The organism is Stenotrophomonas sp. MYb238, assembly GCF_009496535.1.
Lineage (GTDB): Bacteria > Pseudomonadota > Gammaproteobacteria > Xanthomonadales > Xanthomonadaceae > Stenotrophomonas.
Window position 1 is genome coordinate 1 of the sequence record NZ_WIDL01000015.1, and the last position, 24557, is coordinate 24557.

The window sequence follows — 24557 nt, forward strand, 5'->3', positions numbered from 1 at the left end:
CAGCGGTGGACGAACCGCTCGGCCGCGCGCATCGGGCCCACGGTGTGCGACGAACTCGGGCCGATGCCGATCTTGAACAGGTCGAACGTGCTGACGGACATGCGTTGTGCGTACTGCTTGGAGAGGGCCGTTATTCTACGGGTTCGCCGCTGCCGGCCCTGCCCGCAGCGCAGCATCGGACCGGCATGGGGTGTGGGGAATGGGCTTGATTCTGTACCAGCGCGACGACTGCCATCTGTGCGACCAGGCGCTGGCGGTGCTGGCGCAGGCGCGCGCACCCGAGTTCGACAGCGTGTTCATCGACGGGGACGAGGCGCTGGAAGCGCGCTACGGCACGCGCGTGCCGGTACTGCGCGACAGCGCGAACGGCGCCGAACTGGATTGGCCTTTCGACGCGCACGGCCTGCGCGGGTGGCTGCGATGAGCGTCCGCGCCTGGTCGCCGCTGCTCGCCGCGCTGGGCATGGCGGCGGCCAACGCCGGCGCGGCGGACGTGGACCTGGCCAAGGCGCTGCCGGCGCGTGCGTCGGGTTTCGCATGGCAGGGGCGGACGGTGGCGCAGGTGGTGGCGGTGGAAGACATCGAGCGCCTGGTGCTGCTGAAGGCGGTCACCAGCGCCCCGGCCGCGCTGGACATGCGCAACCTGCGCCGCATGCTGCGCGATGCGGCCATCATGCCGTTGCAGGCGCCGGAGGCGGCGGAACGACAGCCCTTGCAGGCCGGCGGCACGGACACGGTATGGGAGGCGGTACTGCTGATGCGCGATGGCGGCGTGTTCGGCCTGGCCGTGCGCCCCGGCGGGACGCAGGACCGCCGGCACCGCGGCTGTCTGAGCGATGCCGACGGCCAACGCGGCTGCTTCGACATCCCGGCCGTCGCCCCCGGCTGATCGCCGCGCCGGGGGCGGAGGAACTTACCTGGCGCGCAGCACGACCTTGGTGCTGATCGCGGTGTCGTCGGGAATGGTCTTGGTGTCGGCCCAGTCGCCGCCGCCGATGCCGAAGTCCAGGCGCTTCACCGTCGCCTTGCCGGTCAGCACCGGCTGCGCGCCGGGCGTCCAGGTGAAGGTGAGGGTGACCGGCTTGCTGACGCCGCGCAGCTGCAGCGTGCCGTCGGCCGCGTAGCGGTTCTCGCCCAGGGCGCGGAAGCCGTTGGCGGTGTAGCGCGCCTGCGCGAACTGGGCGACGTTGAAGAAATCCTTGCCCTGCAGGGTCGAGTCGCGGTCGCTGTTGCCGCTGCGCGCGCCGGCCAGCGGAATGGTGACGTCGAGCTTGCCGGCGGCCGGATCGGCCGGGTCGAAGCTCAGCTGCGTCTGGAAACCGGGGAAGGTGCCGGTGAACACTTCGCCGTCGTACTTGGTGGCGAAGACCAGGATCGAACCGGGCGCCTGTTCGTAGTCCGCGGCCATGGCCGGGGTCGCGGCCAGCATGCCGGCCAGGGCGGCCGCGACCGCGGCCGGGGTGGTGAGCTTGATGTTCATGCGGATTCCTTCTGTGGGGTATCGAGCCAGCCCTGCGGCAGCATGCGGACGAGCGTGGCATCGCGCTGCTGGAGGTGATGGTAGAAGGCGGCGCCGGCATGGCCCAGCACCGCCAGGATCAACAGCCAGAAGCCCCATTCGTGCAGGCCGTGCGAGAACTGCGCGGCCTGTTCGCTGGGAGCGACCAGCTTGGGCATCTCCAACAGGCCGAACAGCTTGAACGGGCGCAGCCCGCTGGCCGAGTCGTACAGCCAGCCCGACAGCGGGATGGCGAACATCAGTACGTACAGCAGCCAGTGCGTGGCCGAGGCGATGCGCTCCTGCCAGCCCGGCGTGCCGGGCACCGGCCGCGGCGCGCCGGCGTAGAGCCGCCATGCCAGGCGCAGCGCCACCAGCGCCAGCACGCTGATGCCCAGCGACTTGTGCGCGGTATAGACCCAGAAATACTTCGGCGTCTTCGGCAGTTCGCCCATGGTCAGTCCGACGATGCCCAGGGCGAGGATCAGCAGGGCGATCAGCCAGTGCAGGGTCTGGCTGACGCTGCCCCAGCGTTCGGGCGTGTTCTTCAGGCTCATGGATGGGTTTCCGGTTGCGGGGGAAGATCGAGGGCGGCGTCGGCCGCGGCTTCGGCGTCGTTATTGGTATCGGGCGCGTCGGCGCCGTTGCCTGTTTCCGGTGTCCCGGCGTTGTCGTCGCGTACCGCCTCGGCCTCGATGCGCAGCTCCACGCGGTCGCCGATCACCGACCGCCACGCGTCGATGCCGAAGTCCGAACGCTGCAGGGTGGCGGTGGCGGAGAAGCCGGCGGTGCGGCGGAACGGCGGCAGCGGGTGGCGCCTGAGCGCGTTGAGGCGCACGTCGAGCACCACCTCGCGGCTGACGCCGCGCAGGGTCAGCAGGCCGTGCACGCGGGCATGCCCGGCCTCCAGCGGTTCGACGCCGGTGGAGACGAAGCGGGCCTGCGGGTGGCGCTGGCCGTCGAGCAGGTTGCGTGCCAGCGTAGCCTGGTTCCACCTGTCGTCGCCCAGGTCGAGCCGGGCGATGGGGATGACCACGTCCAGACGGGCGCTGCGCCAGTCGTCCGGGTCGAACTCCAGCACGCCTTCGCTGCCGGACACCGTGCCCAGCGCCTGCGAGAAGCCGGCGTGCTCCACCGCGAACAGCACCCGCGTATGCACCGGGTCCAGCCGGTAGCGGTCGGCGGCGGATGCCGACAGCGGCAGCAGGCAGGCGAACAGCAGGGCGAGGAAACGTGGCAAGGTCCGGCTCCGGAAACGTTGGGGGGATTCTAGGCACATGCCCGGCAGGGATTGTTGTCGTGCCGTGCAATGGATTGTTCCCGCCATCCCTGGCGGGAACCCTGCGGGCCATCGACAGGCGATGGCGAAAACCGCTCCAGGCGTTTTTTTGTTCCCGCCATCCCTGGCAGGGACCCTGGGGGCCATCGACGGGCGATGTCAAAACCGCTCCAGGCGGTTCTTCTTTACCGCCTTCATGGTGGGAATCCTGTCGGCCGCCGGCAGGCGATGGCGAAAGCCGTCCGCGGCGACTTGCCGCGGCGCGGCTGCGCGCGCGCATGGCGCGTGTCGCCGTACGGGCGTTGGCACGATCGCATCGGCGCCGGATGGTATTTTCCTCGGGGATACGGACAGCGGTGGGCGATGGATGGAAGACGGGGACAGGCATGAAACGAACGCACGCGCGCCGGCCTGCGTGGCCGCGCCGCCAACGCGGCATGCCCCTGTCGTGCGGCGGCCTTGTTCCCCGGCGCCGGCGCGGTGCGCCGTGAAGGGCTGGCGGTCGTGGCTGCTGTGCCTGTTGCTGCTGTCCGGCCTGGCGGCGCCGGCCGCGGCCGAGGTGCCGGTCACGCCGCAGCCGCGCCGGCTGGGCGTGGCCGACGGCCTGCCCTCGGCCAACATCAACGCCTTCGCCGAGGACCGGCTCGGCTACCTGTGGCTGGCTAGCCACGACGGGCTGGCGCGCTTCGACGGGCGCAACTACCGCATCTGGCGTGCCGAGGACGGGCTGCGCGACAACCTGATCTGGAGCCTGCACGTGGATGCGGGCAACCGGCTGTGGTTCGGCACGCAGAACGCCGGCCTGGGCATGCTGTCGGCCGACCGCCGCAGTTTCCGTTTCTTCGACAGCGCGACCTACCCGCAGATCGGCAGCAACACCGTGTGGAGCGTGGCCTCCACGCCCGATGGCAGCGTCTGGTTCGGCACCCCGACCGCGGGCCTGCACCGGCTGGCCGCCGACGGCACGATCCAGCGCTTCATGCCGGTGGCCGGCCAGCACGACAGCCTGCCTTCGGCCTCGATCGCCTACCTGGCGGTGACCGCCGACGGCGTGCTGTGGGTGGGAAGCAAGGGCGGCCTGGCGCGCTGGACCGGCACCGGCTTCGCGCGCGAGGGCGAGGCGGCATTGCCCTCGCCACGCATCAACGGCTTGAAGGTCGATGGCGGCCAGCGGCTGTGGATCGCGACCAACGGCGGGGGTGTCGTGCGCCACCGCGATGGCCGCTTCGAGCGCAAGGAATGGCCCGGCGCCGCGCCCGGCGCCGTGCTCAACGTGCTGCAGTACGCGAGCGACGGCAATTACTGGCTCGATACGCTGCAGGGGCTGGGGCGCAGCCGCGACGGCGCGGCGGTGAGCAACGTGCCCCTGTACAGCGCGCAGGAGCGTGGGCTGGTCAAGCCCAACTGGAGCACCGCCTACGAGGACCGCGACGGCGGCCTGTGGTTTGCCAGCACCAACGCCGGGCTGTGGCACCTGTCGCCGAACTGGCGGCAGTTCTCGGTGCTGACCCGGCACCTGGACGATCCGGCCTCGCTGCGCAACCCGTATGCGCTGGCGATGGCGGCGTCGGCCTCCGGCGGCATCTGGGTGGTCGGCACGCGCGGCGCACTGGACCGGTTCGATCCGGCCAGCGGCGCGGTGGAGCACCACCTGCAGCCGGTCGACGGCATCCACTGGCCGCAGTCGGTGGCCGAGGATGCGCAGGGACGCGTGTGGATCGGCAGCCTGGATACGCTGGTGCGCTACGACCCGCGCGACGGCGCGGTGCGCCGCTGGCGCCATGACGACGCGGCGGATGCGGCGATGGTCGGCGACGGCGACATCGTGCGGATCTGCGACGGCGGCCGGATCTGGATCTATTCCGAGGACGGCGGCATCCAGCAGCGCGACGCGGAGGGACGGGTGACGCTGCACCTGGCACCGGGCCAGCGCGGTTTCCCGCAGACCGCGCTGCAGGACATGCAATGCGGCCCCGGCGACCGGCTGTGGCTGTCCGGCGCCGCCGGCCTGGCCGCGTGGCAGCCCGATGCCGGCGCCTTCGCGCCGGTGCAGGGCGGTCCACAGGCGCATGCCTATGCCTTCGATGCCGGCACCGGCGACAGGGTGTGGGTCGCCGTGCTCGGCGGACTGGAGCGCTACCGCTGGGACGGCGGGCGCCTGCTGCGGGAGGACGGCATCGGCGCCGAACAGGGATTCCCCATGCTGGCCGCCGGCGCGCTGGTGGTCGACGCCAACGGCGTGATCTGGGCGGGCAGCGCGCGCGGCCTGATCCGGGTCGATCCGGCGCGGCGTTCGGTGCGCCTGTATGGCGTGCACGACGGGCTGCCGGGGCAGGAGTTCCGGCGCCGCGGCCTGGTGCGGGCGCGCAGCGGCCAGGTGGCCGGCGGCACGCCCGACGGCGTGGTGCTGTTCGATCCGGCGCAGGTCAGGGCGCTGGCGCGGCGGCCGCCGCTGGTGATCGAGCGGATCAGCGTGCACCGCGGCGACCAGGAACACGATCTTTCGGCGCAGCCGTCCCTGCGCATCAAGGACGGCGACCGCGACCTGCACGTCGTCGCGCGCCTGCTGGCCTTCGCCGACTCCACCAACAACCTGTACCGGTTCCGGCTGGCCGGCTACGACCCGGACTGGGTGAACGCCGGCGCCAACGGCGAGCGCGTGTTCCCGCGCCTGTCGCCGGGCAGCTACACCCTGCAGATCCAGGGCGCGGTGCCCGGCGGCGGCTGGATCGCCGCGCCCGACCTGCGGATCGAGGTCGCACCGCCATGGTGGCGCAGCGGCTGGGCGATGGCCGCCTATGCCCTGGCGGCGATCCTGGCGCTGGGCATCGCGGTGATGGCCTACCGCGCGCGCATGCAGCGGCGCAGCGAATGGCAGCTGGCCGAACAGCGGCGCGAACTGGCCGAACAGGCTTCCTCGGCCAAGACCCGGTTCCTGGCCACGCTCGGGCACGAGGTGCGCACGCCGATGACCGGCGTGCTCGGCATGACCGAACTGCTGCTGGACACGCCGCTGGACGCCACCCAGCGCCGCTACGCCAATTCGATCCAGCAGGCCGGTACCCACCTGCTGCACTTGGTGAACGACTCCCTCGACCTGGCGCGCATCGAGGCCGGCCGCCTGGAGCTGGACAGCCAGCCGTTCGAGCTGGCGCCGCTGCTGGACGAGGTCGCCGCGCTGATCGCGCCGGTGGTGCGCAAGCGCGGCCTGCGGTTCGTGCAGGAACCGCGCCTGCCGGTGCCGGTCGTGGTGACCGGCGACGTGATGCGCCTGCGCCAGATCCTGATGAACCTGCTCGGCAATGCGGTCAAGTTCACCGAGCACGGCCAGGTGGGACTGGGCGTGGAACTGCTGCCGGACGGCGCCGGCATCCGCCTGGAGGTCAGCGATACCGGCCCGGGCATCACCGCCGAACAGCAGGCGCGGCTGTTCCGCCGCTTCGAGCAGGCCGAAGGCCCGCAGACCGCCTCGCGCTACGGCGGCAGCGGGCTGGGACTGGCGATCTGCCAGGAACTGGCGGGCGCGATGGGCGGCCGCATCCGCATCGACAGCCGGCTGGGCGCGGGCGCGCGTTTCATCGTAGAGCTGCCGCTGCCGTGGACGCCGCTGCAGGACGGGCAGGGCGGACAGGCCAGGCCGCCGGGCGACGGTCCTGGAGGCAGCCTGCGCATCCTGCTGGTCGAGGACGACCCCACCGTGGCCGACGTCATCGCCGGCCTGCTGCGCGCCCGCGGCCACCAGGTCGTGCATGCGCTGCACGGGCTGGCGGCGCTGGGCGAAGTGGCCGCGCGGCCCTTCGACATCGGCCTGCTCGACCTGGACCTGCCGGCGCTCGACGGCCTCGCCCTGGCCATCCAGCTGCGCGGCCAGGGCCACGCCTTCCCGCTGGTGGCGGTGACCGCCCGCGCCGATGCCGCCGCCGAACAGCAGGCGCGCGCGGCCGGTTTCGACGGTTTCCTGCGCAAGCCGGTGACCGGCGAGATGCTGGTGGCGGCGATCGCCGCGGCGTGGCGCCCGGCGACGGCCGATGGCGTACCGCCGCGGCCGGACCCGGGCTGACTACTCCACCACTTCCTCGACCGCCCGCGGATGCGGGCGGTTTTCCGGCAGCTGCCAGAACACCAAGGTCGAGCTGAGTGTGATCGCGCCGACGCAGACGAAGGTGGCGTGCAGGGCCGCGCTGGCGCCATGGCCGGTGAGATGGGTGCCGAAGGCCGACAGCAGGCTGCCGGCGGTGGCCGCGCCGAAGCCGGTGGCCAGCATCATCACCATCGACAGCAGGCTGTTGCCGCTGCTGGCCTGGCCGACGTCCAGGTCGCGCAGGGTGACGGTGTTCATCACCGTGAACTGCATCGAGTTGAACGCGCCGAACAGTGCCAGTTGCACCAGCCGCAGCCACAGCGGCTGCTGCGCGGTGACAAACATGAAGCTGGCCATCGTCAGCCCGACCAGGACGGTGTTGATCATCAGGATGCGGCGGTAGCCGAAGCGTTCCACCAGCGTCACCGCCGCGCGCTTGGCGGCCATGCCGGCCAGCGCCACCGGGATCATCATCATGCCGGCGGCCATCGGGCTCATGCCCAGGCCCACCTGCAGCAGCAGCGGGATCAGCAGCGGCATGGCGCCGCTGCCGATGCGCGAGAACAGGTTGCCGAGGATGCCGATGCGGAAACTGGCGACCTGGAACAGCGTCAGCGGGAACAGCGCGTCGTGGCGTCCGGCCGCATGCAGCCAGTAGCCGGCCAGCGCGGCGATGCCGATCACCGCCAGCAGCAGCACCAGCGCGTGCGCCGGGCCGAAGCCGGAGGCGCCGTCCAGCGCCAGCGACAGCGCGACCATGCCGAAGGCCAGCATCAGGTAGCCGGCCAGGTCGAAGTGGTGCCGCTCCTGGCCGTAGTGGTCGGGCATGATGCGCAGCGCGGCGAGCAGGCCGGCCAGCCCGATCGGCAGGTTGATCAGGAAGATCCAGTGCCACGACGCGGCCTGCACCAGCCAGCCGCCGAGCGTCGGGCCCAGCAGCGGGCCGACCAGCGCCGGGATCGCGATGAAGCTCATCGCCGCCAGGAACCGGTCGCGCGGTACCGAGCGCATCACCGCCAGCCGCCCCACCGGCAGCAGCATGGCGCCGCCGATGCCCTGCAGCACGCGCGCGGCCACCAGCCAGTGCAGCGTCGGCGACAGCGCGCAGGCCAGCGAGCCGAGGGTGAACAGCACGATCGCGGCCAGGAAGGTGCGGCGCGTGCCGAAGCGGTCGGCGATCCAGCCCGAGGCCGGGATGAAACTGGCCACCGCCAGCGCGTAGCTGAACACCACCGACTGCATCTGCAGCGGGCTCTCGCCCAGGCTGCGCGCCATCGCCGGCAACGCGGTGTTGACGATGGTCGAGTCCAGCATCTGCATGAAGATCGCCAGCGACACCAGCCACAGCAACGGCCTGTGCGGATCGCCGGCGGGCAGGGCGCTGGAAGGGGGCAGGGACATCAGGCGCTCTCGTGGCCGGGGCGGAGGCGGCATTGTCCGCGCTCGCGCGTGCAGGTGCCGCGCACGCCGCCGGCGCGGATGGCGGCAAGGCAGCCCATTAGGCGAGACCGGACGGGCCTGGCCGCGCCCGGGCGCACGCTCAGCGGCGGCTGAGGCGGTGCACCGCGTCCACCAGCACGGCCACGTGCTCGGGATTCATGTCCGGCGACATGCCATGGCCGAGGTTGAAGACGTGGCCCTCGCGTGAACCGCCGTTGCCGGCGGCGTAGCTGTCCAGCACCTTGCCGGCCTCGCGGGCGATGGCCTCGGGCGAGCCGTACAGCGTGGTCGGGTCGAGGTTGCCCTGCAGTGCCACCTTGCCGGCGGTCGCGCGCGCGGCGTCCTCCAGCGAAATGGTCCAGTCCACGCCCACGCCTTCGGCGCCGGTGGCGGCCAGCTCGGCCACGTACTGGCCGGTGCCCTTGCCGAACAGGATCAGCGGCGTGCGCTGCGCGCCTTGCCCGCGTTCCAGTTCGCGCGCGATGCGCGCCAGGTAGGGCAGCGAGAACTCGCGGTACATCGCCGGGGACAGCACGCCGCCCCAGGTGTCGAACACCTGCAGCGCCTGCGCGCCGGCCGCGCGCTGCGCCGCCAGGTAGGCGACGACCGCGTCGGTCACCACCGTCAGCAGCTGGTGCAAGGCCTTGGGTTCGTTCAGCGCCATCGCCTTGATGCGCGCGTAGTCCTTGCTGCCGCCGCCTTCGACCATGTAGCAGGCCAGCGTCCACGGGCTGCCGGAGAAACCGATCAGCGGCACCTTGCCGTCCAGTTCGCGGCGGATCAGCCGCACCGCGTCCATCACGTAGCCCAGCTCGGTCTCCATGTCCGGTACCGCCAGCCGGGCGATGGCCGCGGCGTCGCGCACCGGGTGGTGGAACTTCGGGCCCTCGCCCTCGGCGAAGTACAGGCCCAGGCCCATCGCATCGGGCACGGTGAGGATGTCGGAGAACAGGATGGCCGCGTCCAGGTCGAAACGCTCGAGCGGCTGCAGCGTCACCTCGCAGGCGACCTCCGGGTGCTTGGCCATGCCCAGGAAGCTGCCGGCGCGGGCGCGGGTGGCGCGGTATTCCGGCAGGTAGCGGCCGGCCTGGCGCATCAGCCAGACGGGCGTGCAGTCCACCGGCTCGCGGCGCAGGGCGCGCAGGAAGCGGTCGTTGCGTAAGGGGCTGGTCACGGGAAACTCCTTGGAACGTGGCCGTTGGGCCGGGGCGGCGCGCAGCGCGCCGGGGCCGGTCAGGGGTGCGGCTCGCCGCTGGCGAACACCACCTGGAAACCGCGCTTGATCTGCGCGTCGCGCGCCTTCTCGAAGGCGTGGCGGGCCTCGTCCTGCTGCAGGAACAACTCGCGTCGCAGCTGCGCGCGGCCGCCGGTCTGCCCGGTCTCGCGCAGCAGCTCCCAGCCGCCGAGCAGGTCGGGCGCCAGCGAAAGCTGTACGTAGCGGGGGGATTCGTTGCCGCTGGGCGGCTGCTGCAGGTAGACGCGCATGGTGGCGATTGTAGCCGGGCACGCCCCGCAGGGCGCGGCCGGTCGCGACCGGGCGTTGAAAATTCCTGTGGGCCGAGCCCGGCCTATGGCTGCGCGCGCAGTACCACCAGCACCGCCGCCTCGTCCACGTCCGGCACCACTTCGGCCTTGCCGATGCCGCGCCACAACACCAGGCGCAGGCGCCCGGCGATGTTCTTCTTGTCCAGGCGCATGTGCGCGAGCAGCGCCTCGGGGTCCAGCCCGGCAGGAATCGCCACCGGCAGGCCATAGGCCAGCAGCAGCTCGCGCAGGGTGTCGGTGTCGGCGGCATCGGCCATGCCCAGCGCCGCCGACAGCCGTGCCGCCAGCACCATGCCCACCGCCACCGCTTCGCCGTGGTTGAGGTTGTCGTTGCCCGGCGCGCCGTAGCCCTGCGCGGTCTCGATGGCGTGGCCGAAGGTGTGGCCGAGGTTGAGCAGGGCGCGCTCGCCCTTTTCCAGCGGGTCGCGCTCGACGATCTCGGCCTTGTGCTCGCAGCTGCGGGCGATGGCCTGCGCCAGCGCGGCGTCGTCGCCGGCCAGCAGCGCCCCGCGTTCGGCCTGCAGCCACCGGAAGAAAAGCGGATCGCGGATGCAGCCGTACTTGATCACCTCGGCCAGGCCGGCGCGCAGCTCGCGCGTGGGTAGGGTGCGCAGCGCGGCGGTGTCGGCGATCACCGCGCGCGGCGGATGGAACGCGCCGACCAGGTTCTTGCCCTGGGCGATGTCCACTGCGGTCTTGCCGCCGACCGAGGAATCCACCATCGACAGCAGGGTGGTGGGCAGCTGCACGCAGTCCACGCCGCGCATCCAGCAGGCCGCGGCGAAGCCGGCCAGGTCGCCGACCACGCCGCCGCCGAGCGCCAGCACGCAGGCGTCGCGGGTGGCGCCGAGCGCGGCCAGCGCGTCGATCGCGCCGCCGAAGTGGTGCAGGGTCTTGGACGCCTCGCCAGCGGGAATCACGTGCTGGCCGATCTTCAGGTCCGGGCGCGCGTCCTGCAGGGCGGCGCGCACGCCGGCCAGGTACAGCGGCGCGACGGTGTCGTCGCTGACCAGCAGCACGTGGCGGCCGCGGACGGCGCCGGCCAGCAGGCCGCCGTCGCCGAGCAGGCCGGGGCCGATGTGGATCAGGTAGGGCGAACCGCCGCCGACGGCGACGGTGCGGGGGGCGTTGCTCATGCGGGGAAGTCCGGGTTCTGCCACTGCGCGGCCAGGCGCACGACCAGCTGCGCGGTGGCTTCGGCGGGCGAATAGGGATCGGTGTCGATGACCAGGTCGGCGACCTCGGCGTACAGCGGGTCGCGCAGCGCGGCCATGGCGTGCAGGGCCTGCTCGCGGTCCTCGCGCTGCAGCAGCGGACGGCTCTTGTCGCGCTGCAGCCGCTGCAGCTGCGCAGCCACGCCCACGCGCAGCCACACCACGAAGCCGCACTGCCGGATCCGGTGCCGGTTGTCGGCGTCCAGCACCGCGCCGCCGCCGGTGGAGACCAGCTGGCCGCCGGTTTCCAGCAGCCTGGCCAGCACGCGTTTCTCGTGCGCGCGGAAGCCGGCTTCGCCGACGTTCTCGAAGATGGCCGGAATCGCCGAACCCACCTCCTCGACGATGGCCTGGTCGGCATCGACGAATTCCAGCCCGAAACGCTCGGCCAGGCGGCGTCCGATGCAGGTTTTGCCGGCGCCCATGGGGCCGACCAGGATGACGTTGGGGGCGGGGTTCATTGCGGGCCGATGCTAGCACCTCGTGTCGGTGCCTTAACACGGTAGCAGCCAAGCTCGACCCCGCCACGAGTGGTTCGTGGCGCAACCAATGGAGGCGGTCATGGCAGTGGCGAAGATCATCGAAGTCAGCGCGTCGTCCGGCGCCAGCGTCGAGGACGCGGTGCGCAGCGGCCTGAAGAAGGTCGCCGAGACGGTCAAGGGCATCCAGGGCGCCTGGATCAACGAAACCAAGGTGGTCACCGACGGCGACGGCAACATCACCGAGTGGCGGGTCAACCTGCGGGTGACGTTCCTGGTGGAGTAGATGCAGGGCATGCCCCGCGCGCTTTCGGCGGGGCATGCGCGACGAGCACCGCGGCTGCTCCAGGCCGCGCCCTGATTCCACGGCGGCGTTGTTGCCGCCTCCAAGGGCAAGGGGGGCGCGGCATCGCAGCGGTGCGGAGCGCGGTCCTGCCCACCCGCGCATACCGGTGCGCCGTGTGCGCCGTGTCCGTTGTCCGCTCGGCGTCATGCCGTGCCGCAACGGCGGCATGATTGGCCGGCGGGTTTCCCTTCGGAGGCCAACTTCGCGATGATTGGCCAGTCTCTGCCTACGCCGGTCATCGCCTGCCGTACATGAACGGTCCGCTTTTCCGCTGGCGCTTCGGCGCCGTCGAGTACGACGAAGCGCGTCGCGAGCTGTGCGTGGCCGGGCTGGTGGTGGAGATGGAGAACCGGCCGCTGGAAGTGCTTTCGCTGCTGCTGCGCCACGTCGGGGAGGTGGTGACCAAGCAGGAATTGTTCGAGCAGGTCTGGGCCGGACGGCCGACGGTGGATCATGTGCTGTCCACCGCGGTGGGGAAATTGCGCAGGGCGCTGGAGGCGGCGGATGGCGGCGTCACCACCGTGCCGCGGGTGGGCTACCGTTTCGACTTTGACGGCGCGCTGGAAAAAATGGCGGTGGGCCAGCAATCCGCCGGCACCTTGCGGTTGGAGGCCGGCCAGCCTGTGCCGGGGCGCGCCAGCCTGGTTCTGGAACGGCGACTGGGGCGCACGCGCGGCCACGAGGTCTGGCTGGCGCGGCAGCCGCGCAGCCGCGAGCCGCGGGTATTCAAGTTCGCCCTCGACGGCGACCACCTTTCCTCGCTCAAGCGCGAAGCCACGCTGGCGCGCGTATTGCGCGACAGCCTGGGCGAGCGCGCCGATCTGGTGCGCGTGCTGGACTGGAATTTCGAACGGCCGCCGTTCTTCCTCGAATGCGAGTACGGCGGCCAGCCGTTGCCGGAATGGGCCGGGCAGGGGCGGTTGGCGGCGCTGGGACGGCAGGCGCGGATCGATCTGTTCCTGCAGATCGTGGACGTGGTGGCCGCCGCGCATGCCGTGGGCGTGCTGCACCGGGACATCAAGCCGTCCAATGTGCTGGCGGCCGTCTACGGCGATGGCTGGCAGATGAAGCTGGGCGATTTCGGCAACAGCCGCCTGTTGCAACCGGAGCGCCTGGCGGAACTGGGCATTACCGGCCTGGGCCTGACGGTGGAGGACAGCGACAGTTCGGGCACGCCGCTCTATCTGGCGCCGGAACTGATCGCCGGGCAGCCGCCCAGCGTGCGCAGCGACGTGCACGCCTTGGGCGTGATGCTGTACCAGTGGCTGGCCGGGGACCTGCAGCGCCCGCTGGCCCCGGGTTGGGAGCGCGATATCGATGACGCGCTGCTGCGGGAGGACATCGCCCAGGCTACCGACGTCGATCCGGCGCGGCGCATCGGCAGCGCGTCGGAACTGGCCGAACGCCTGCGCGGCCTGCCGCGGCGCCATGCCGAGCGCGAGCGCCGCGCCGCCGACGAGCGCGCCGCCGACGCGCTGCGCCGTACGCTGGAGCGCAGCCGGGCGCGGCGGCCGTGGCTGGTTACGGCGATGGTGGTGTTGGCGCTGGGCGCGGCCGGCAGCAGCCTGCTGTGGTGGCACAGCGAGCAGCAACGGCACAGCGCCCAGCAGCAGGCCGCCCGGGCCGAAGCGTCGATGCGGTTTTTCGATCGTGCGCTGGGCACGCTCAGCACCGGTACCAGCGGCTACAGCCACGACCCGACCATCCGCGAAATGCTGGAATACGTGTCGGCTCCCGGCAACGGCCAGTTGCCGGACGATCCGCAGGTGCGCGGCCGCATCCATGCCTTGCTGGGCCGGTCCTGGCGGCTGCTGGGAGAGCCGGCGCGCGGCGCGGCCGAATACCGCGCGGCGGTGCGCGACTACGCGCAGGCCTTCGGCCAGGACCATGAAACAACACTGGAAACCCGCTACGCGCTGGTGCGTACGCTGTCCTACACCAAGACCGCACCGGCCTTCGCCGAAGCCCGCACGCTGCTGGACGAAACCGACCGGCTGGCCGGCGAGCGCCTGCATGCGGACAACGGGCTGGCGCTGAAGTCGGCGCTGGAGCGCGGCATCTACCACCTGAACCGGCTGCAGGCCGCGCCGGCGTTACAGGCGCTGCGCCGCGCCGACCGCCTGCAACGCGCGATCGCACCGGACGACGCGGTGCTGGCGGCGCTGATCCGCGCCGACCTGGCCGATGCGCAGCGGCATTCCGGCCGGCCGCAGGAATCGCTCGACTGGCTGCGGGCCGCGCAGGCCGATCCGCTGCTCGCCCCCGGGCGCATCGGCACGGTCAGCGCCGCGCTGCTGCAGGCGGCCGCGGCCAACGCGCTGCACGACCTGGGGCGGCATGCCGAGGCGTTGCCGCTGGCGCAGGCGGCCGCGGAGGAAAGCGCGAAATTCCTCGGTACCGACGACTACCTCACCTTGACCCAGCATTCCTCCCTGGCCGGCATCCATGCCGCGCTGGGCGATTGTCCCCAGGCGCTGCCGCTGGCCCGCGACGTGCGCGAGCGCATGGCCCGGCGCTTCGGTGACGACATGCAGGCCACGCTGATCGAAACCGGCAACCTGGGGAACGTGGAACTGGCGTGCGGCCAGCGCGAAGCCGGCATCGCGCACCTGCGACAGGCGCAGGCCGGCCTGCGCGCGGATTTCGGCCACGACAATCCGGCCGCGGTGGCGTTCGGTGCCGTGCTGGAGCGGGCGCCCGCCAGAGCGGGAACGGCGGCGAGGTAGGCACCCGGCACGGGATCGAGGGCGACGTGCCGCGGGCCGTCGCCACGTGTGGCGTGCTGCGACGCTCCGCTGTCTGCGGGCATCCGTCTTCCTGGAGGCAGGCCATCGCCCGGAGTCCCGCGGCTCCGCCAGCGCGGCCTCGTGCACGCTCTCCTGGAACCCTTGCCTCGGCCGCGGACAGCCATGTCCCGCGGCCCGTGTCATGTCCGACGCGAGCCATCGTGCCGATTGCTTGTAATGCAAGCGATTGATTTGAAAGGCGACGCGCAGGCCGTGACGAACGCCTTGAAGGTTTCTTGAAGGTTGCATGAGGACTTGGATCGCCGCCGGCAGCCAGCATCGGCCCATCCCGGCACTGTGAAGAGATCCACGCATGAACGCTGCAAGAGCCCTCGTCGCCGTCGCCCTGGCGTCGCTGCTGTGCGCCTGCGCCAAGGAGCATCAGATCACCCTGCCGCTCAACGGCGGGGTCAGCGACGAGGTTTACCGGATCAACACATCGCACATGGCCGACCGCCCCTATCTGGTGGATGGCGAGCCGTTTTCCGGGGTGGTGGTGGGGCGCAGGGGCGAGCAGGTGGTGTTCCGTGCGCAGATGCGCGAGGGGCGCCGGCACGGCGTGGAGGAATGGTTCTACGACAACGGCAGGCCGCGCAGCCGCGAAAAGGTGGCCTGGAACGAAAAGGACGGCATGCGCCACACCGGCGATTCCGAAAGCTGGTGCGAGAACGGCGAGCGCAGGTCGCTGACCGAATACAGCGGCGGCGAGCGGCGGCTGGCGAGGGAATGGAACTGCGAAACCGGCAAGCTGGTGAGCGAGGCGACGTTCGACGCCGAAGGCAGGCGGGACGGCGAACAGAAGAAGTGGACGCCGGAAGGCAAACTGGTCGAGCAGGCGTCGTGGAAGGCCGATGCGCTGGACGGCGACAAGCAGGCATGGACCCCGGAAGGCACGCGGGTGGAGCATGCGCGCTACCGTGGTGGCAAGCGGCAGGGCCTGCAGGAGGCGTGGTACGCCAGCGGCAAGCCAGCCAGCCGCGGCGAATACGCCGACGACAAGCCGGTCGGCCGCCACGAAGCCTGGGCCGAGGACGGCAGGCTGGTGGAGGCCGGCAGCTACGCCGCCGACGGCAACAAGACCGGCATGTGGCTGGAGCAGCACGGCGACACCAGCAGCCGCCTGCACTATGGGCCGGGTGGCTTCGTGCCGGTGGAGCTGGTTGCCGCCTACGCCGGTGCGCTGCTGCCGCCCCGCGCCGACGCGCGCAAGCTGGCTTTCTATCTCGACGAAGGCGGGGTGAAGCCGGCCGACGCGCTACCGACCAGCTACGACGGCGGCCCGGTCGTCGGCAACTACCGGTACCCGGTGTACAGCTGGACCTACCCGGTCATCGTGGCCGATGCCACGCTGCTGCCGCTGCTGCTGGAAAAAGGCGCCGACATCAACCAGGCCGACAGCGGCGGCGCCACTCGGCTGCTGCGCTGCGCGCAAAAATTCCGCGACCGCCAGGACAGCATGAACGGCCGCTGCCTGCCGGCCGATCTGCAGGCGCTGCTGGACAAGGGCGCGAAGGCGGACGTCAGCGACCTCAAGGGCCGCAACGCGCTGCACCACCTGCTGGACATCGGTTCCTTCGACGACCGGGGCGATGTCTTCGGACGCGGCGTCGCCGAGGCGCAGCAGGCGCGCGTGGACGCGCTGGAACGGCTGGTCAAGGCCGGCGCGGACATCAACGCCGCCGACGCCGAGGGCTGGACGCCCCTGGTATTGGCGCTGAAGTCGCGCCGCGCCGATCTGGCCAAGGCGGCTCTGGCCGCCGGCGCGCGCGCCGACGGCCCCGGTCCCGGCGGCACGCAGGCGGTGCATTGGGTGTTCCTGGACGAACCCAACCGCTACGCCATCGCCGGCGATTTCGTCGCCGGGATGCTGCCGCAGCTGACGGCGGCTGGCGCCGACGTCAACGCGCCCCTGGCATGGGACGGACGCCAGGTGACCCTGCGCGATCTGGCCGTGCGCCACGGCCTGGTCGACGTGGCGCGGGCGCTCGAGCAGCACGCCCGTCCCACGCAGCCCTGATTCCTCTATCCCAACGGAGCATCCCGATGAAGATTGCAAGCACTGCGAGAACTGCCGCCGTCTGTCTGCTGGTCCTGTTGTTGGCCGCGTGCGGCGGTGGGCTCTCCGGCGAGTACGGGCATTTCGTCGGCGGCACCTGGGTTCCCATCATGACCTTCAAGGGCGGCGGCGAAGTGGAACTGGAACTGATGGGCAACGTGATGGTGGGCCGGTACGAGGTAAAGGACGGCAAGGTCTACATCACCGGCGGCAAGGGCGGGCAGACGCAGGCCTTCCGCATCGACGACAAGGGCTGCATCGACGGGGGCATGCTGTTCGGCACGCTGTGCAAGAAGCCCTGAACGCCGCAACGATCACCGGGGATGTCACCATGAACACGCGCCAATGGCTTTTTTTCGAATCGATGATCACGCCGAAGATCATCACTTTCATCTACTGGCTGTTGCTGGCCGCAGCCGTACTGGGCGGATTGAGCACGATGGTCACCGCCTTCGGCATGTTCCGTTACAACGGCTGGGCCGGCTTCGGCATGCTGGTGGTCTCGCCCTTCGTGGTCCTGCTGGGCATGCTGGTGGCGCGCATCTACTGCGAAATCATGATCGTGCTGTTCAAGATCAACGAGGCGCTGCAGGAAATCCGCAGTCGGTGAGGCCGGCAACGGCTTCCTGTTAGTGGGCGGGGGCGGCAGGGGCGCGGTGTGGCGCCAACACGCATGCATGACGTGGAAAAACCGGCGGCAGCGCCGCTGTCATGGCAATGGCCGCCGTTGCGCATCCAGTGCGATGCAGCGGTCGGCAAGGCCGGGCAAGGCGCGCAGCGCCTGCCGGCTGACCCGCTCGTAGAACTGCACGAAACGCTCGACCTGGGCGCGGTTCATGCCGGTGCGCCCCGGCGCGGCCTGCTGCAGCCCCTGTTCCTGCTGCCAGCGCCAGTGCGGCACCACCGAGAAGCCTGGCGGCTGCAGGAACCACAGCCGGTCGCAGCGCCGCCACAGCGCCGGATAGCCCTCGGCCAGCGCCCGGTTGCACCAGCGGCGCCAGATGCCTTCCGGATCGGCGTCGCGTTCCAGCGCGTTGAGGGGCTCGCGCAGGGCGTCTTCTTCTTCGGCGGGCGTACCGAGGAACCAGCCCTCGAACACCAGCAGCTCCAGTCCGTCGATCCGTTCCCACTGCGCTTCGGGCACGCGCTCGTCGGCGAGCTTGTCGAAGCGCGGCAGCGCGAACGGTTGCCCGGAACGCGCCGCGTCCAGCGTCGCCAGGGCCAGCGGCAGGTCGTGCGTGCCCGGCGGGCCGCGCGTGGCGAGCAGCGGATGGACGCGGTCGGCCAGGCGCTGGCGCTGCGCGCGGGTCAGATAGACATCGTCGATCGACAGCGCCGCCGCGTGCAGGCCGCGCGTGCGCGCCAGTTCCACCACCTGCGCGGCGAGGGTGGACTTGCCGCTGCCCTGCAGGCCGCTGATCGCAAGGACCGGCACGGCCTGGCCGGTGGCGAGCGCTTCGTCCAGTGCCTGCGCGGCGAGCGCCTGCGGGAAACGGCGTGCGGAGAAGCGGTGCGGAACGGACGACATGGCGCCACAATAGCCCAAACCCGTGCCGTCCGAAGTGGAGCCATGACCGATCTGTACGCAGAAGCGCTTTCGACCTTCGCCGAGTTGTTCGAGGAGGCCAAGGCCAGCAATGAAATCGAACCCAGCGCGATGACCGTGGCCACCGCCGACGTCGATGGCCGGCCATCGGCGCGCACCGTGCTGCTCAAGGCCTTCGACGAGCGCGGCTTCGTGTTCTACACCCACCTGGACAGCCGCAAGGGCCGCGAACTGCATGCCAACCGCCAGGCGGCGCTGCTGCTGCTGTGGCGCAGCCTGCGCGGGGCCGGCATCCAGGTGCGGGTCGACGGCGACGCGCAGCTGGTATCCGCGGCCGAGGCCGACGCCTATTTCGCCTCGCGCCCGCGCATGAGCCAGATCGGCGCGTGGGCGTCGATGCAGTCGCAGACGCTGGGGTCGCGCGAGGAGTTCGAGGAACGCCTGCGCAATTTCGAGACGCGCTTCGAAGGCCGCGACGTGCCGCGCCCGGACGGCTGGAGCGGCATCCGCGTGGTGCCGCAGCGCATCGAGTTCTGGTACGGCGCGACCTTCCGCCTGCACGAACGCTGGTGCTACGAGGCCGACGCGGCCGGTACCTGGAGCAAGCGGCTGCTGTATCCGTGAGCACGCTGCACCTGCATCCGGTCTACCGCGTCACCGTGTTCGTGCCGCCGGCGCAGCTGGAGACGCTCAAGCGCTGCATCCTCGCGGTGGACGACCTGGCGGCCGGCGGCTACGCGCACGGCATGTGGGAATCGGCCGCGGGGCGTGAGCAGTTGCGCGCGCTGCCCGGCACTGCCAGCGCCGTCGGGCAGGCCGGCGGGCTGGTGAGCGAGCCCACGGTGCGGCTGGAGTTCTGCATCCCGCGCGAGGTGCCCGGCGACCGCGAGCGGCTGCAGCGCCTGCTCGACGACGGCATCGCCGCGCACCACCCCTGGAACAGCCCGGCGGTGTTCATCGATGCGGTGGAGTTCGCCGTGTCATGAGCGGACCGCGCCGCATCGTCTGCCTCACCGAGGAACCGACCGAGACCCTGTACGCGCTGGGCGAGCAGGACCGCATTGTCGGCATCAGCGGCTTCACCGTGCGCCCGCCGCAGGCGCGCCGCGACAAACCCAAGGTCAGCGCCTTCACCAGCGCCAAGGTGGAGGAAATCCTCAGTCTCAAGCCCGACCTGGCGATCGGTTTTTCCGACATCCAGGCCGACATCGCCGCCGAACTGATCCGCCGCGGCGTGGAAGTGTGGATCGCCAACCACCGCAGCGTCGCCGGCATCCTCGACTACATCCGCCGGCTCGGCGCGCTGGTCGGCGTGGCCGCGCGCGCCGATGCCTATGCCGACGAACTGCAGCGCGGGCTGGACGCCATCGCCGCCCAGGCCGCGCGCCTGCCGCGGCGGCCGCGCGTATACGTGGAGGAGTGGGACGAGCCGATCATCACCGGCATCCAGTGGGGCGCCGAGCTGGTGGAGATCGCCGGCGGCATCGACGTGTTCCCGGAACTGTCGCGCGAGCCGCTGGCCAGGGCGCGCATCCTCGCCGATGGCGACCCGGTGATCGCGCGCGATCCGGACATCATCATCGGCTCGTGGTGCGGCAAGAAATTCCGCCCCGAGCGCGTGGCCGCGCGGCCGGGCTGGGCGGCGATACGCGCGGTGCAAGACGGCGAACTGCACGAGATCAAGTCGCCGCTGATCCTGCAGCCGGGGCCGGCAGCCCTGACCGACGGTGTGCAGGCGATCGCGGCCATCATTCAGCGCTGGGCGGGCAGGTAAGGCGCCGCGCGGGACACGCCGGATTCGCCGGCTGCCTTCGAGGATGACGAGGGTCCCGAGCCAGGCCTCCACCCGTACCGGCCACCGCGTGATCGGCGTGCAGGTATGCCGAATGCCTGACGCATGTCCGCTCTGGGCGTAGCGGTGCATTGCGGCCGGTATGCGCGCGTTGGCGAACGCGACGTAATACGCCAGCGACCATCCACTATTCCGGTGCTTTACCGGTCCATCGCAAGCATGCGATGGCCGTCGCCGGGAAAGGCGAACATCGCCGTACCCGTGTTCCGCCCCTTGGGCCGCATGCACGGTCATCGTCGGTGGGCTGAGGTTTGTTGTTCGCCCGCGGCCAGCACGGTTTCCCGGAGGTGGGCCGATGGTTTCAGGCTCGGGGTCGGCAAGTGCGTCGGGCACGACGCCGGGCCAGGTCGGCCTGCACGTGGCCCGGTGAAGCCTGCCAGGTAGCCGCGGGCGCTGCCGTGCCGGCGAGCGGCAGCACGAGCGCGATGAGGGCGATGATGCTTCCGCGCATGGTGTCCCCCCGTGGTCGGTGCTCCGGTATCAGGGTTTCGAGCCGTCGCGCTCGGCGCCGAGCCTCGTCTCGAGGTTGGCCCGGCCTGTTTCCGCATAGCGCCTGCACGCGGTCGGGTCGACCAGGGACTTGCCGTCCGTGCCCTGCAGGCGCGCGAACAGGTCGCTGGCCCGCGGGTGCGGGGTGATGTGGATGTCGCAGGGCAGGGCGGCGATGGTGTCCAGGCCGCGACGGAAGGCGGCCACCATCGCCGGATGCTCGCCGTAGCGGTACTGCCTGTCCGACAGGGCGCTCACGCTGTCGGTGTAGGCCATGCCCAGGCAGCGCGTGCCTTCGCAGGAACGCCAGGTCCAGCTGGTGCCGCCGGCGGTGTGGCCGGGCGTGGCGTGTGCGGTGAGGACCAGCGCGCCGACCTGCACGGTGTCGCCATCGTCGATGGTTTTCACGACCGGCACGGGGGGAAAGCCTTCCTTGAATTCCAGCTGTTGCGGATCGCTGCGGTCGCTGACGCCGGTATGCAGCGTGTCGACGGCTGGTGCGCGCGCCAGCAGCGGCGCGCCGGTCGCGTCCTGCAGATAGGCCAAGCCTGCGGCATGGTCGTAGTGCTCGTGCGAGTTGAGCAGGTATTTCACGTCGCGGGGGTCGAAGCCCAGGGCGCGGATGTTGGCCTCGATCAACGGGCCGGCCGGCGCGGTGGCGCCGTCGATGAGGACGTGGCCTGCGTCGGAGGTGACCAGCAGCGCGGTCAGGCCGCAGGTGCCCACGTACCACGTGTTGCCGAAGATGCGGCGCGGCGGCGCGCGGTCGTTCCAGCCTTCCATGGCGTTGTCGCTGGCGGGACAGGCAGGTATGTCCCGGCCCGCGGTCGTATCCGGTGTGGCAACGGCAGCGGGAACGGCCGCTGCCCCGGGTGCGGCTTGCTGCGCAGGCTGGCAGGCGGCGAGCAGGGCGAGGCCGAGGACGGTCGCTGCAAGGCGGCAGGGCGGGAGGGAATGTCGGCGCATCGCTGTCATCTGCCTGTCGGCTACGGATGCAGCAGCATAGGCAGGCCGGTGCGTCGCAACCAACGCGAATAAGCTGCGGCAGGCATGAACGGAACGCATGCCTCGCCGCGGGGCGTCAGCGTCCCGGCGCCAGCCCCGTGTAACGCGCGCGCGGGCGGATCAGGGTGCCCAGCGCCTGCTGTTCCAGCGCGTGCGCCAGCCAGCCGGTCAGGCGCGCGGCGGCGAACATGACCAGCGCGTGCGCGCCCGGCAAACCGTGCACGTAGCAGATCGCCGCCAGCAGGCCGTCGATGTTCGCATGCTGGCCGCTGTGCTCGGCGGTGGCGGCCAGCACCGTTTCGACGTGGCGCATGCGCGGCTGGTCGCCGCACAGTCCGCGCAGCTGGCGCAGCAGCTCGGCGCCGCGCGGGTCGCCATCGGGATAGAGCAGGTGGTTGAAGCCGGGCAGCTCGTCGCCGCGGCGCCAGCGTTCGGCGATGAAGGTGGCCGGCGCGCCGCTGGCCTCGGCATCGAGCAGCAGCGCATGCGCGCGCGCGGTGGCGCCGCCATGGCGCGGACCGGACAGCGCGGCCAGTCCGGCACTGACGGTGGCGTGGAGGTGCGCGCCGGTGGAGGCGACCACGCGCGCGGCGAACGCGGACACATTGAGTTCGTGGTCGGCGCACAGCACCAGCGCCGAGCGCACCAGCTCGGCGAAACCGGCATCGCCGGGCCGCCACGCGTCGGCGAGCAGGCGGTGCACCGGCCGCGCGTCGGGCTGGATGCCGACCAGCAGTGCGGCGTTCTGCCGCAGCAGCGTCGCCGCCACTTCGCGCCGCACCGGTACGGCGGCGTTGAGCGATTGCCGTTGCTCCAGCGCCAGCAGCGGGATGCAGGCCATGGTGCGTTCCAGCGGCGGCAGCGTGGTGTCCAGCGCCAGCGCCGCCACGCGTTCGGGCCAGGCCGGCGGCGCCGCCGCGGCGAACGGGTCCTGCTCCTCGCATTCCCACAGCAGCCGCGCGATGTCCTCCAGCGTGGCGCCGGATTGCGCCGCCGCCACCGCCGAGCGGCCGCGGTAGTAGGGCGCGTCCGGGCGGATCAGCGAGATCCGCGTCTCCAGCACCGGCAGGCCGCGGTCCAGGCTCTGCGCCGCCCCGCGCGCCGCGCCGCGGCCGGCGCGCTTGCGCTGCGCCAGCCGCTCCACCTCGGCGCGCAGGTAGACGCGGCTGCGCGGGTCCGCACCGGGCCGCGAGCTGAGCTGGCCGCGGCTGACATAGGCGTAGAGCGTGGCCGCGCTGATGCCGAGCAGGGCGCAGGCATCGCTGGCGGGGATCAGTTCCGGATCGGCGGGATCGGGCATGGCGTTCAATATGTTGATTGGTTGAATCAAGATTGATCAATGATTCGGATGGTGCCAGATTGTGCGCCATCGCGGAACGGCGCCCTCGCCGCCGCCAGACCAGGAGTTCCGTCATGTCCCTTTCCTCCGCCGGCGCCGCCTTCCGTGCCGCCCTGGCCGCCGAAAAGCCCCTGCAGGTGATCGGCGCGATCAACGCCAACCATGCGCTGCTGGCCAAGCGCGCCGGCTACCGGGCCATCTACCTGTCCGGCGGCGGCGTCGCGGCCGGCTCGCTGGGCCTGCCGGACCTGGGCATCAACACCCTGGAAGACGTGCTGATCGACGTGCGCCGCATCACCGACGTGTGCGACCTGCCGCTGCTGGTGGACATCGATACCGGCTTCGGCCCGAGCGCGTTCAACATCGCGCGCACGGTGAAGTCGCTGATCAAGGCCGGCGCCGCCGCCTGCCATATCGAGGACCAGGTCGGCGCCAAGCGCTGCGGCCACCGCCCCGGCAAGGAGATCGTGTCGCAGGGCGAGATGGTCGACCGGGTGAAGGCCGCCGCCGACGCCAGGACCGATCCGGAGTTCTTCCTGATCGCGCGTACCGATGCGATCCAGATGGAAGGCGTGGACGCGGCCATCGAGCGCGCCATCGCCTGCGTCGAGGCCGGCGCCGACGGCATCTTCGCCGAGGCCGCCTACGAACTGCCGACCTACAGGCGCTTCGCCGACGCGGTGAAGGTGCCGGTGCTGGCCAACATCACCGAGTTCGGCGCCACGCCGCTGTTCAGCCGCGACGAACTGGCCGCCGCCGGCGTTGCCATCCAGCTGTTCCCGCTGTCGGCGTTCCGCGCCGCCAACAAGGCCGCCGAGAACGTGTACGAGGCGATCCGCCGCGACGGCCACCAGCGCAACGTGGTGGAGACCATGCAGACCCGCGAGGAGCTGTACGAGCGCATCGGCTACCACGCGTTCGAGGCGCAGCTGGACAAGGTATTCGCGCAGAAGGGCGCATGATGGCCGTCCCTGCGGCTACCTGATTCCCGCCATGGCGACGACCTCTTCCCACAGCACCCGTGTCGACCGCCGCGACACCGCGCGGCGCCTGCTGCAACGCGAGCTGGAACAACTGACCCCGGAAGAACGGGTGGTGGTCGAACGCTTCATCTCCGGCGGGCGGGTCTCGCGCGACGTGCGGCGCGAACTGCATGCGTCCCGCACGCTGGGAGAGCGCGTCGCCGACCGCGTCGCCGCGATCGGCGGCAGCTGGGCCTTCATCGTGTGCTTCGGCGTGGTGCTGGTGGTGTGGATGGTGGCCAACAGCTTCCTGCTGGCCAAGGCGTTCGATCCCTATCCCTACATCCTGCTCAACCTGGTGCTGTCGTGCCTGGCCGCGGTGCAGGCGCCGATCATCATGATGAGCCAGAACCGGCAGGCAGCAGTGGACCGCAAGCATGCCGAGAACGACTACCAGGTCAACGTGAAATCGGAACTGGAAGTGCTGCAGATCCACGAGAAGCTGGACCTGCTCCGTTCCCACGAATGGGCGTTGCTGGTCGAACAGCAGAACCGCCAGATAGAAATGCTGCAGCGATTGCTCGAATGCGCCACCGCGGCGCCCGGCGACGGCAGGCAGAAACAACCCTAATCCTTCCCAC

The 24557-nt window shown here is 71.2% G+C and carries 25 protein-coding genes; 13 read left to right on the top strand and 12 right to left on the bottom strand.

Going from position 1 to position 24557, the window contains the following annotated elements:
- Positions 1 to 101 (bottom strand): serine dehydratase beta chain (locus CQ393_RS11135; RefSeq protein ID WP_153191612.1); only part of this gene is annotated, 101 nt, incomplete at its 3' end.
- A 98-nt stretch (positions 102 to 199) separates the two neighbouring features.
- Here CQ393_RS11135 and CQ393_RS11140 point away from each other — a divergent pair.
- Both CQ393_RS11140 and CQ393_RS11145 read left to right on the top strand, forming a co-directional pair.
- The gene (locus CQ393_RS11140; protein WP_153191624.1) at positions 200 to 424 is read left to right on the top strand and encodes a glutaredoxin family protein; all 225 of its coding nucleotides are present in this window, start codon (positions 200 to 202) and stop codon (positions 422 to 424) included.
- Positions 421 to 888 carry a hypothetical protein gene (locus CQ393_RS11145; protein WP_153191625.1) on the top strand — a complete coding sequence of 156 codons (468 nt, stop codon included), beginning with the start codon at positions 421 to 423 and terminating at the stop codon, positions 886 to 888. The genes CQ393_RS11140 and CQ393_RS11145 overlap by 4 nt, the downstream gene beginning before the upstream one ends.
- Positions 889 to 912: 24 nt before the next feature.
- On the opposite strand, the gene CQ393_RS11150 is transcribed toward CQ393_RS11145, so the two are convergent.
- Genes CQ393_RS11150 through CQ393_RS11160 form a run of 3 tightly spaced genes read right to left on the bottom strand, consistent with a single transcriptional unit; the run spans position 913 to position 2737 of the window.
- A complete protein-coding gene (locus tag CQ393_RS11150; RefSeq protein ID WP_153191626.1) occupies positions 913 to 1479 on the bottom strand; it encodes a YceI family protein in 567 nt (188 codons plus the stop codon).
- Positions 1476 to 2054 (bottom strand): cytochrome b, encoded by a 579-nt coding sequence (locus CQ393_RS11155; protein WP_153191627.1) that lies wholly within the window; start codon positions 2052 to 2054, stop codon positions 1476 to 1478. Before CQ393_RS11155 ends, CQ393_RS11150 begins: the two co-directional genes overlap by 4 nt.
- A complete protein-coding gene (locus tag CQ393_RS11160) occupies positions 2051 to 2737 on the bottom strand; it encodes a YceI family protein (RefSeq protein WP_228114479.1) in 687 nt (228 codons plus the stop codon). The genes CQ393_RS11155 and CQ393_RS11160 overlap by 4 nt, the downstream gene beginning before the upstream one ends.
- A 526-nt stretch (positions 2738 to 3263) precedes the next feature.
- Between CQ393_RS11160 and CQ393_RS11165 the strand changes: the two genes are divergently transcribed.
- Entirely contained in the window at positions 3264 to 6836 is a 3573-nt protein-coding gene (locus CQ393_RS11165; RefSeq protein WP_343199939.1) for an ATP-binding protein, read from the top strand.
- Here the strand turns inward: CQ393_RS11165 and mdtD are convergent, their stop codons facing one another.
- From mdtD to CQ393_RS11190, 5 genes are all read right to left on the bottom strand, one after another.
- Positions 6837 to 8258 carry a multidrug transporter subunit MdtD gene (gene mdtD / locus CQ393_RS11170; RefSeq protein ID WP_153191630.1) on the bottom strand — a complete coding sequence of 474 codons (1422 nt, stop codon included), beginning with the start codon at positions 8256 to 8258 and terminating at the stop codon, positions 6837 to 6839.
- Positions 8259 to 8397: 139 nt separating this feature from the next.
- Positions 8398 to 9471, bottom strand: a complete 1074-nt coding sequence (gene hemE / locus CQ393_RS11175) for a uroporphyrinogen decarboxylase (RefSeq protein WP_343199940.1) — start codon at positions 9469 to 9471, stop codon at positions 8398 to 8400.
- Between the two features lie 59 nt (positions 9472 to 9530).
- On the bottom strand, positions 9531 to 9782 hold the full coding sequence (locus CQ393_RS11180) for a WGR domain-containing protein (RefSeq protein WP_153191716.1): 252 nt from the start codon (positions 9780 to 9782) through the stop codon (positions 9531 to 9533).
- Between the two features lie 83 nt (positions 9783 to 9865).
- The gene (aroB, locus tag CQ393_RS11185) at positions 9866 to 10978 is read right to left on the bottom strand and encodes a 3-dehydroquinate synthase (protein WP_153191631.1); all 1113 of its coding nucleotides are present in this window, start codon (positions 10976 to 10978) and stop codon (positions 9866 to 9868) included.
- On the bottom strand, positions 10975 to 11517 hold the full coding sequence (locus tag CQ393_RS11190) for a shikimate kinase (protein WP_153191632.1): 543 nt from the start codon (positions 11515 to 11517) through the stop codon (positions 10975 to 10977). The genes aroB and CQ393_RS11190 overlap by 4 nt, the downstream gene beginning before the upstream one ends.
- Before the next feature lie 100 nt (positions 11518 to 11617).
- On the opposite strand from CQ393_RS11190, the gene CQ393_RS11195 reads away from it, so the two are divergent.
- From CQ393_RS11195 to CQ393_RS11215, 5 genes are all read left to right on the top strand, one after another.
- A complete protein-coding gene (locus CQ393_RS11195) occupies positions 11618 to 11821 on the top strand; it encodes a dodecin family protein (RefSeq protein WP_153191633.1) in 204 nt (67 codons plus the stop codon).
- A 311-nt stretch (positions 11822 to 12132) separates the two neighbouring features.
- The gene (locus CQ393_RS11200; protein WP_153191634.1) at positions 12133 to 14607 is read left to right on the top strand and encodes a winged helix-turn-helix domain-containing protein; all 2475 of its coding nucleotides are present in this window, start codon (positions 12133 to 12135) and stop codon (positions 14605 to 14607) included.
- A 373-nt stretch (positions 14608 to 14980) separates the two neighbouring features.
- Complete coding sequence (locus tag CQ393_RS11205) at positions 14981 to 16684, top strand: ankyrin repeat domain-containing protein (protein WP_153191635.1); 1704 nt, start codon at positions 14981 to 14983, stop codon at positions 16682 to 16684.
- A gap of 26 nt (positions 16685 to 16710) precedes the next feature.
- Entirely contained in the window at positions 16711 to 17025 is a 315-nt protein-coding gene (locus CQ393_RS11210; RefSeq protein ID WP_153191636.1) for a hypothetical protein, read from the top strand.
- Between the two features lie 29 nt (positions 17026 to 17054).
- Complete coding sequence (locus tag CQ393_RS11215) at positions 17055 to 17333, top strand: DUF4282 domain-containing protein (RefSeq protein WP_153191637.1); 279 nt, start codon at positions 17055 to 17057, stop codon at positions 17331 to 17333.
- A gap of 99 nt (positions 17334 to 17432) precedes the next feature.
- Here CQ393_RS11215 and CQ393_RS11220 read toward each other — a convergent pair whose 3' ends face one another.
- Positions 17433 to 18251, bottom strand: a complete 819-nt coding sequence (locus CQ393_RS11220) for a kinase (protein WP_153191638.1) — start codon at positions 18249 to 18251, stop codon at positions 17433 to 17435.
- 42 nt (positions 18252 to 18293) lie between these two features.
- Here CQ393_RS11220 and pdxH point away from each other — a divergent pair, with 42 nt between their 5' ends.
- Genes pdxH through CQ393_RS11235 form a run of 3 tightly spaced genes read left to right on the top strand, consistent with a single transcriptional unit; the run spans position 18294 to position 20043 of the window.
- A complete protein-coding gene (pdxH, locus tag CQ393_RS11225; protein WP_153191639.1) occupies positions 18294 to 18893 on the top strand; it encodes a pyridoxamine 5'-phosphate oxidase in 600 nt (199 codons plus the stop codon).
- Entirely contained in the window at positions 18890 to 19255 is a 366-nt protein-coding gene (locus CQ393_RS11230; RefSeq protein WP_343199941.1) for a hypothetical protein, read from the top strand. Before pdxH ends, CQ393_RS11230 begins: the two co-directional genes overlap by 4 nt.
- Entirely contained in the window at positions 19252 to 20043 is a 792-nt protein-coding gene (locus CQ393_RS11235) for a cobalamin-binding protein (RefSeq protein WP_153191640.1), read from the top strand. The genes CQ393_RS11230 and CQ393_RS11235 overlap by 4 nt, the downstream gene beginning before the upstream one ends.
- 558 nt (positions 20044 to 20601) lie before the next feature.
- On the opposite strand, the gene bla is transcribed toward CQ393_RS11235, so the two are convergent.
- Together bla and CQ393_RS11245 are read right to left on the bottom strand one after the other, a co-directional pair.
- Entirely contained in the window at positions 20602 to 21393 is a 792-nt protein-coding gene (gene bla / locus CQ393_RS11240; RefSeq protein WP_194269654.1) for a subclass B3 metallo-beta-lactamase, read from the bottom strand.
- A 298-nt stretch (positions 21394 to 21691) separates the two neighbouring features.
- Positions 21692 to 22915 (bottom strand): citrate synthase family protein, encoded by a 1224-nt coding sequence (locus CQ393_RS11245; protein WP_153191642.1) that lies wholly within the window; start codon positions 22913 to 22915, stop codon positions 21692 to 21694.
- Between the two features lie 113 nt (positions 22916 to 23028).
- On the opposite strand from CQ393_RS11245, the gene prpB reads away from it, so the two are divergent.
- Together prpB and CQ393_RS11255 are read left to right on the top strand one after the other, a co-directional pair.
- A complete protein-coding gene (gene prpB / locus CQ393_RS11250; RefSeq protein WP_153191643.1) occupies positions 23029 to 23916 on the top strand; it encodes a methylisocitrate lyase in 888 nt (295 codons plus the stop codon).
- Positions 23917 to 23947: 31 nt separating this feature from the next.
- Positions 23948 to 24547: a DUF1003 domain-containing protein gene (locus tag CQ393_RS11255; RefSeq protein ID WP_153191644.1), complete on the top strand. Its 600-nt coding sequence runs from the start codon at positions 23948 to 23950 to the stop codon at positions 24545 to 24547.
- Positions 24548 to 24557 lie beyond the last annotated feature (10 nt).

Bases quoted from the DNA above. Each gene is read 5' to 3' on its own strand.
- CQ393_RS11180 (WP_153191716.1), bottom strand. From the start codon at position 9,782: ATGCGCGTCTACCTGCAGCAGCCGCCCAGCGGCAACGAATCCCCCCGC.
- prpB (WP_153191643.1), top strand. From the start codon at position 23,029: ATGTCCCTTTCCTCCGCCGGCGCCGCCTTCCGTGCCGCCCTGGCCGCC.
- CQ393_RS11205 (WP_153191635.1), top strand. From the start codon at position 14,981: ATGAACGCTGCAAGAGCCCTCGTCGCCGTCGCCCTGGCGTCGCTGCTG.
- CQ393_RS11200 (WP_153191634.1), top strand. From the start codon at position 12,133: ATGAACGGTCCGCTTTTCCGCTGGCGCTTCGGCGCCGTCGAGTACGAC.
- CQ393_RS11235 (WP_153191640.1), top strand. From the start codon at position 19,252: ATGAGCGGACCGCGCCGCATCGTCTGCCTCACCGAGGAACCGACCGAG.
- pdxH (WP_153191639.1), top strand. From the start codon at position 18,294: ATGACCGATCTGTACGCAGAAGCGCTTTCGACCTTCGCCGAGTTGTTC.
- CQ393_RS11150 (WP_153191626.1), bottom strand. From the start codon at position 1,479: ATGAACATCAAGCTCACCACCCCGGCCGCGGTCGCGGCCGCCCTGGCC.
- CQ393_RS11145 (WP_153191625.1), top strand. From the start codon at position 421: ATGAGCGTCCGCGCCTGGTCGCCGCTGCTCGCCGCGCTGGGCATGGCG.
- CQ393_RS11155 (WP_153191627.1), bottom strand. From the start codon at position 2,054: ATGAGCCTGAAGAACACGCCCGAACGCTGGGGCAGCGTCAGCCAGACC.
- CQ393_RS11195 (WP_153191633.1), top strand. From the start codon at position 11,618: ATGGCAGTGGCGAAGATCATCGAAGTCAGCGCGTCGTCCGGCGCCAGC.
- CQ393_RS11190 (WP_153191632.1), bottom strand. From the start codon at position 11,517: ATGAACCCCGCCCCCAACGTCATCCTGGTCGGCCCCATGGGCGCCGGC.
- aroB (WP_153191631.1), bottom strand. From the start codon at position 10,978: ATGAGCAACGCCCCCCGCACCGTCGCCGTCGGCGGCGGTTCGCCCTAC.
- CQ393_RS11245 (WP_153191642.1), bottom strand. From the start codon at position 22,915: ATGCCCGATCCCGCCGATCCGGAACTGATCCCCGCCAGCGATGCCTGC.
- CQ393_RS11215 (WP_153191637.1), top strand. From the start codon at position 17,055: ATGAACACGCGCCAATGGCTTTTTTTCGAATCGATGATCACGCCGAAG.
- bla (WP_194269654.1), bottom strand. From the start codon at position 21,393: ATGGAAGGCTGGAACGACCGCGCGCCGCCGCGCCGCATCTTCGGCAAC.
- CQ393_RS11220 (WP_153191638.1), bottom strand. From the start codon at position 18,251: ATGTCGTCCGTTCCGCACCGCTTCTCCGCACGCCGTTTCCCGCAGGCG.
- mdtD (WP_153191630.1), bottom strand. From the start codon at position 8,258: ATGTCCCTGCCCCCTTCCAGCGCCCTGCCCGCCGGCGATCCGCACAGG.
- CQ393_RS11210 (WP_153191636.1), top strand. From the start codon at position 16,711: ATGAAGATTGCAAGCACTGCGAGAACTGCCGCCGTCTGTCTGCTGGTC.
- CQ393_RS11255 (WP_153191644.1), top strand. From the start codon at position 23,948: ATGGCGACGACCTCTTCCCACAGCACCCGTGTCGACCGCCGCGACACC.
- CQ393_RS11140 (WP_153191624.1), top strand. From the start codon at position 200: ATGGGCTTGATTCTGTACCAGCGCGACGACTGCCATCTGTGCGACCAG.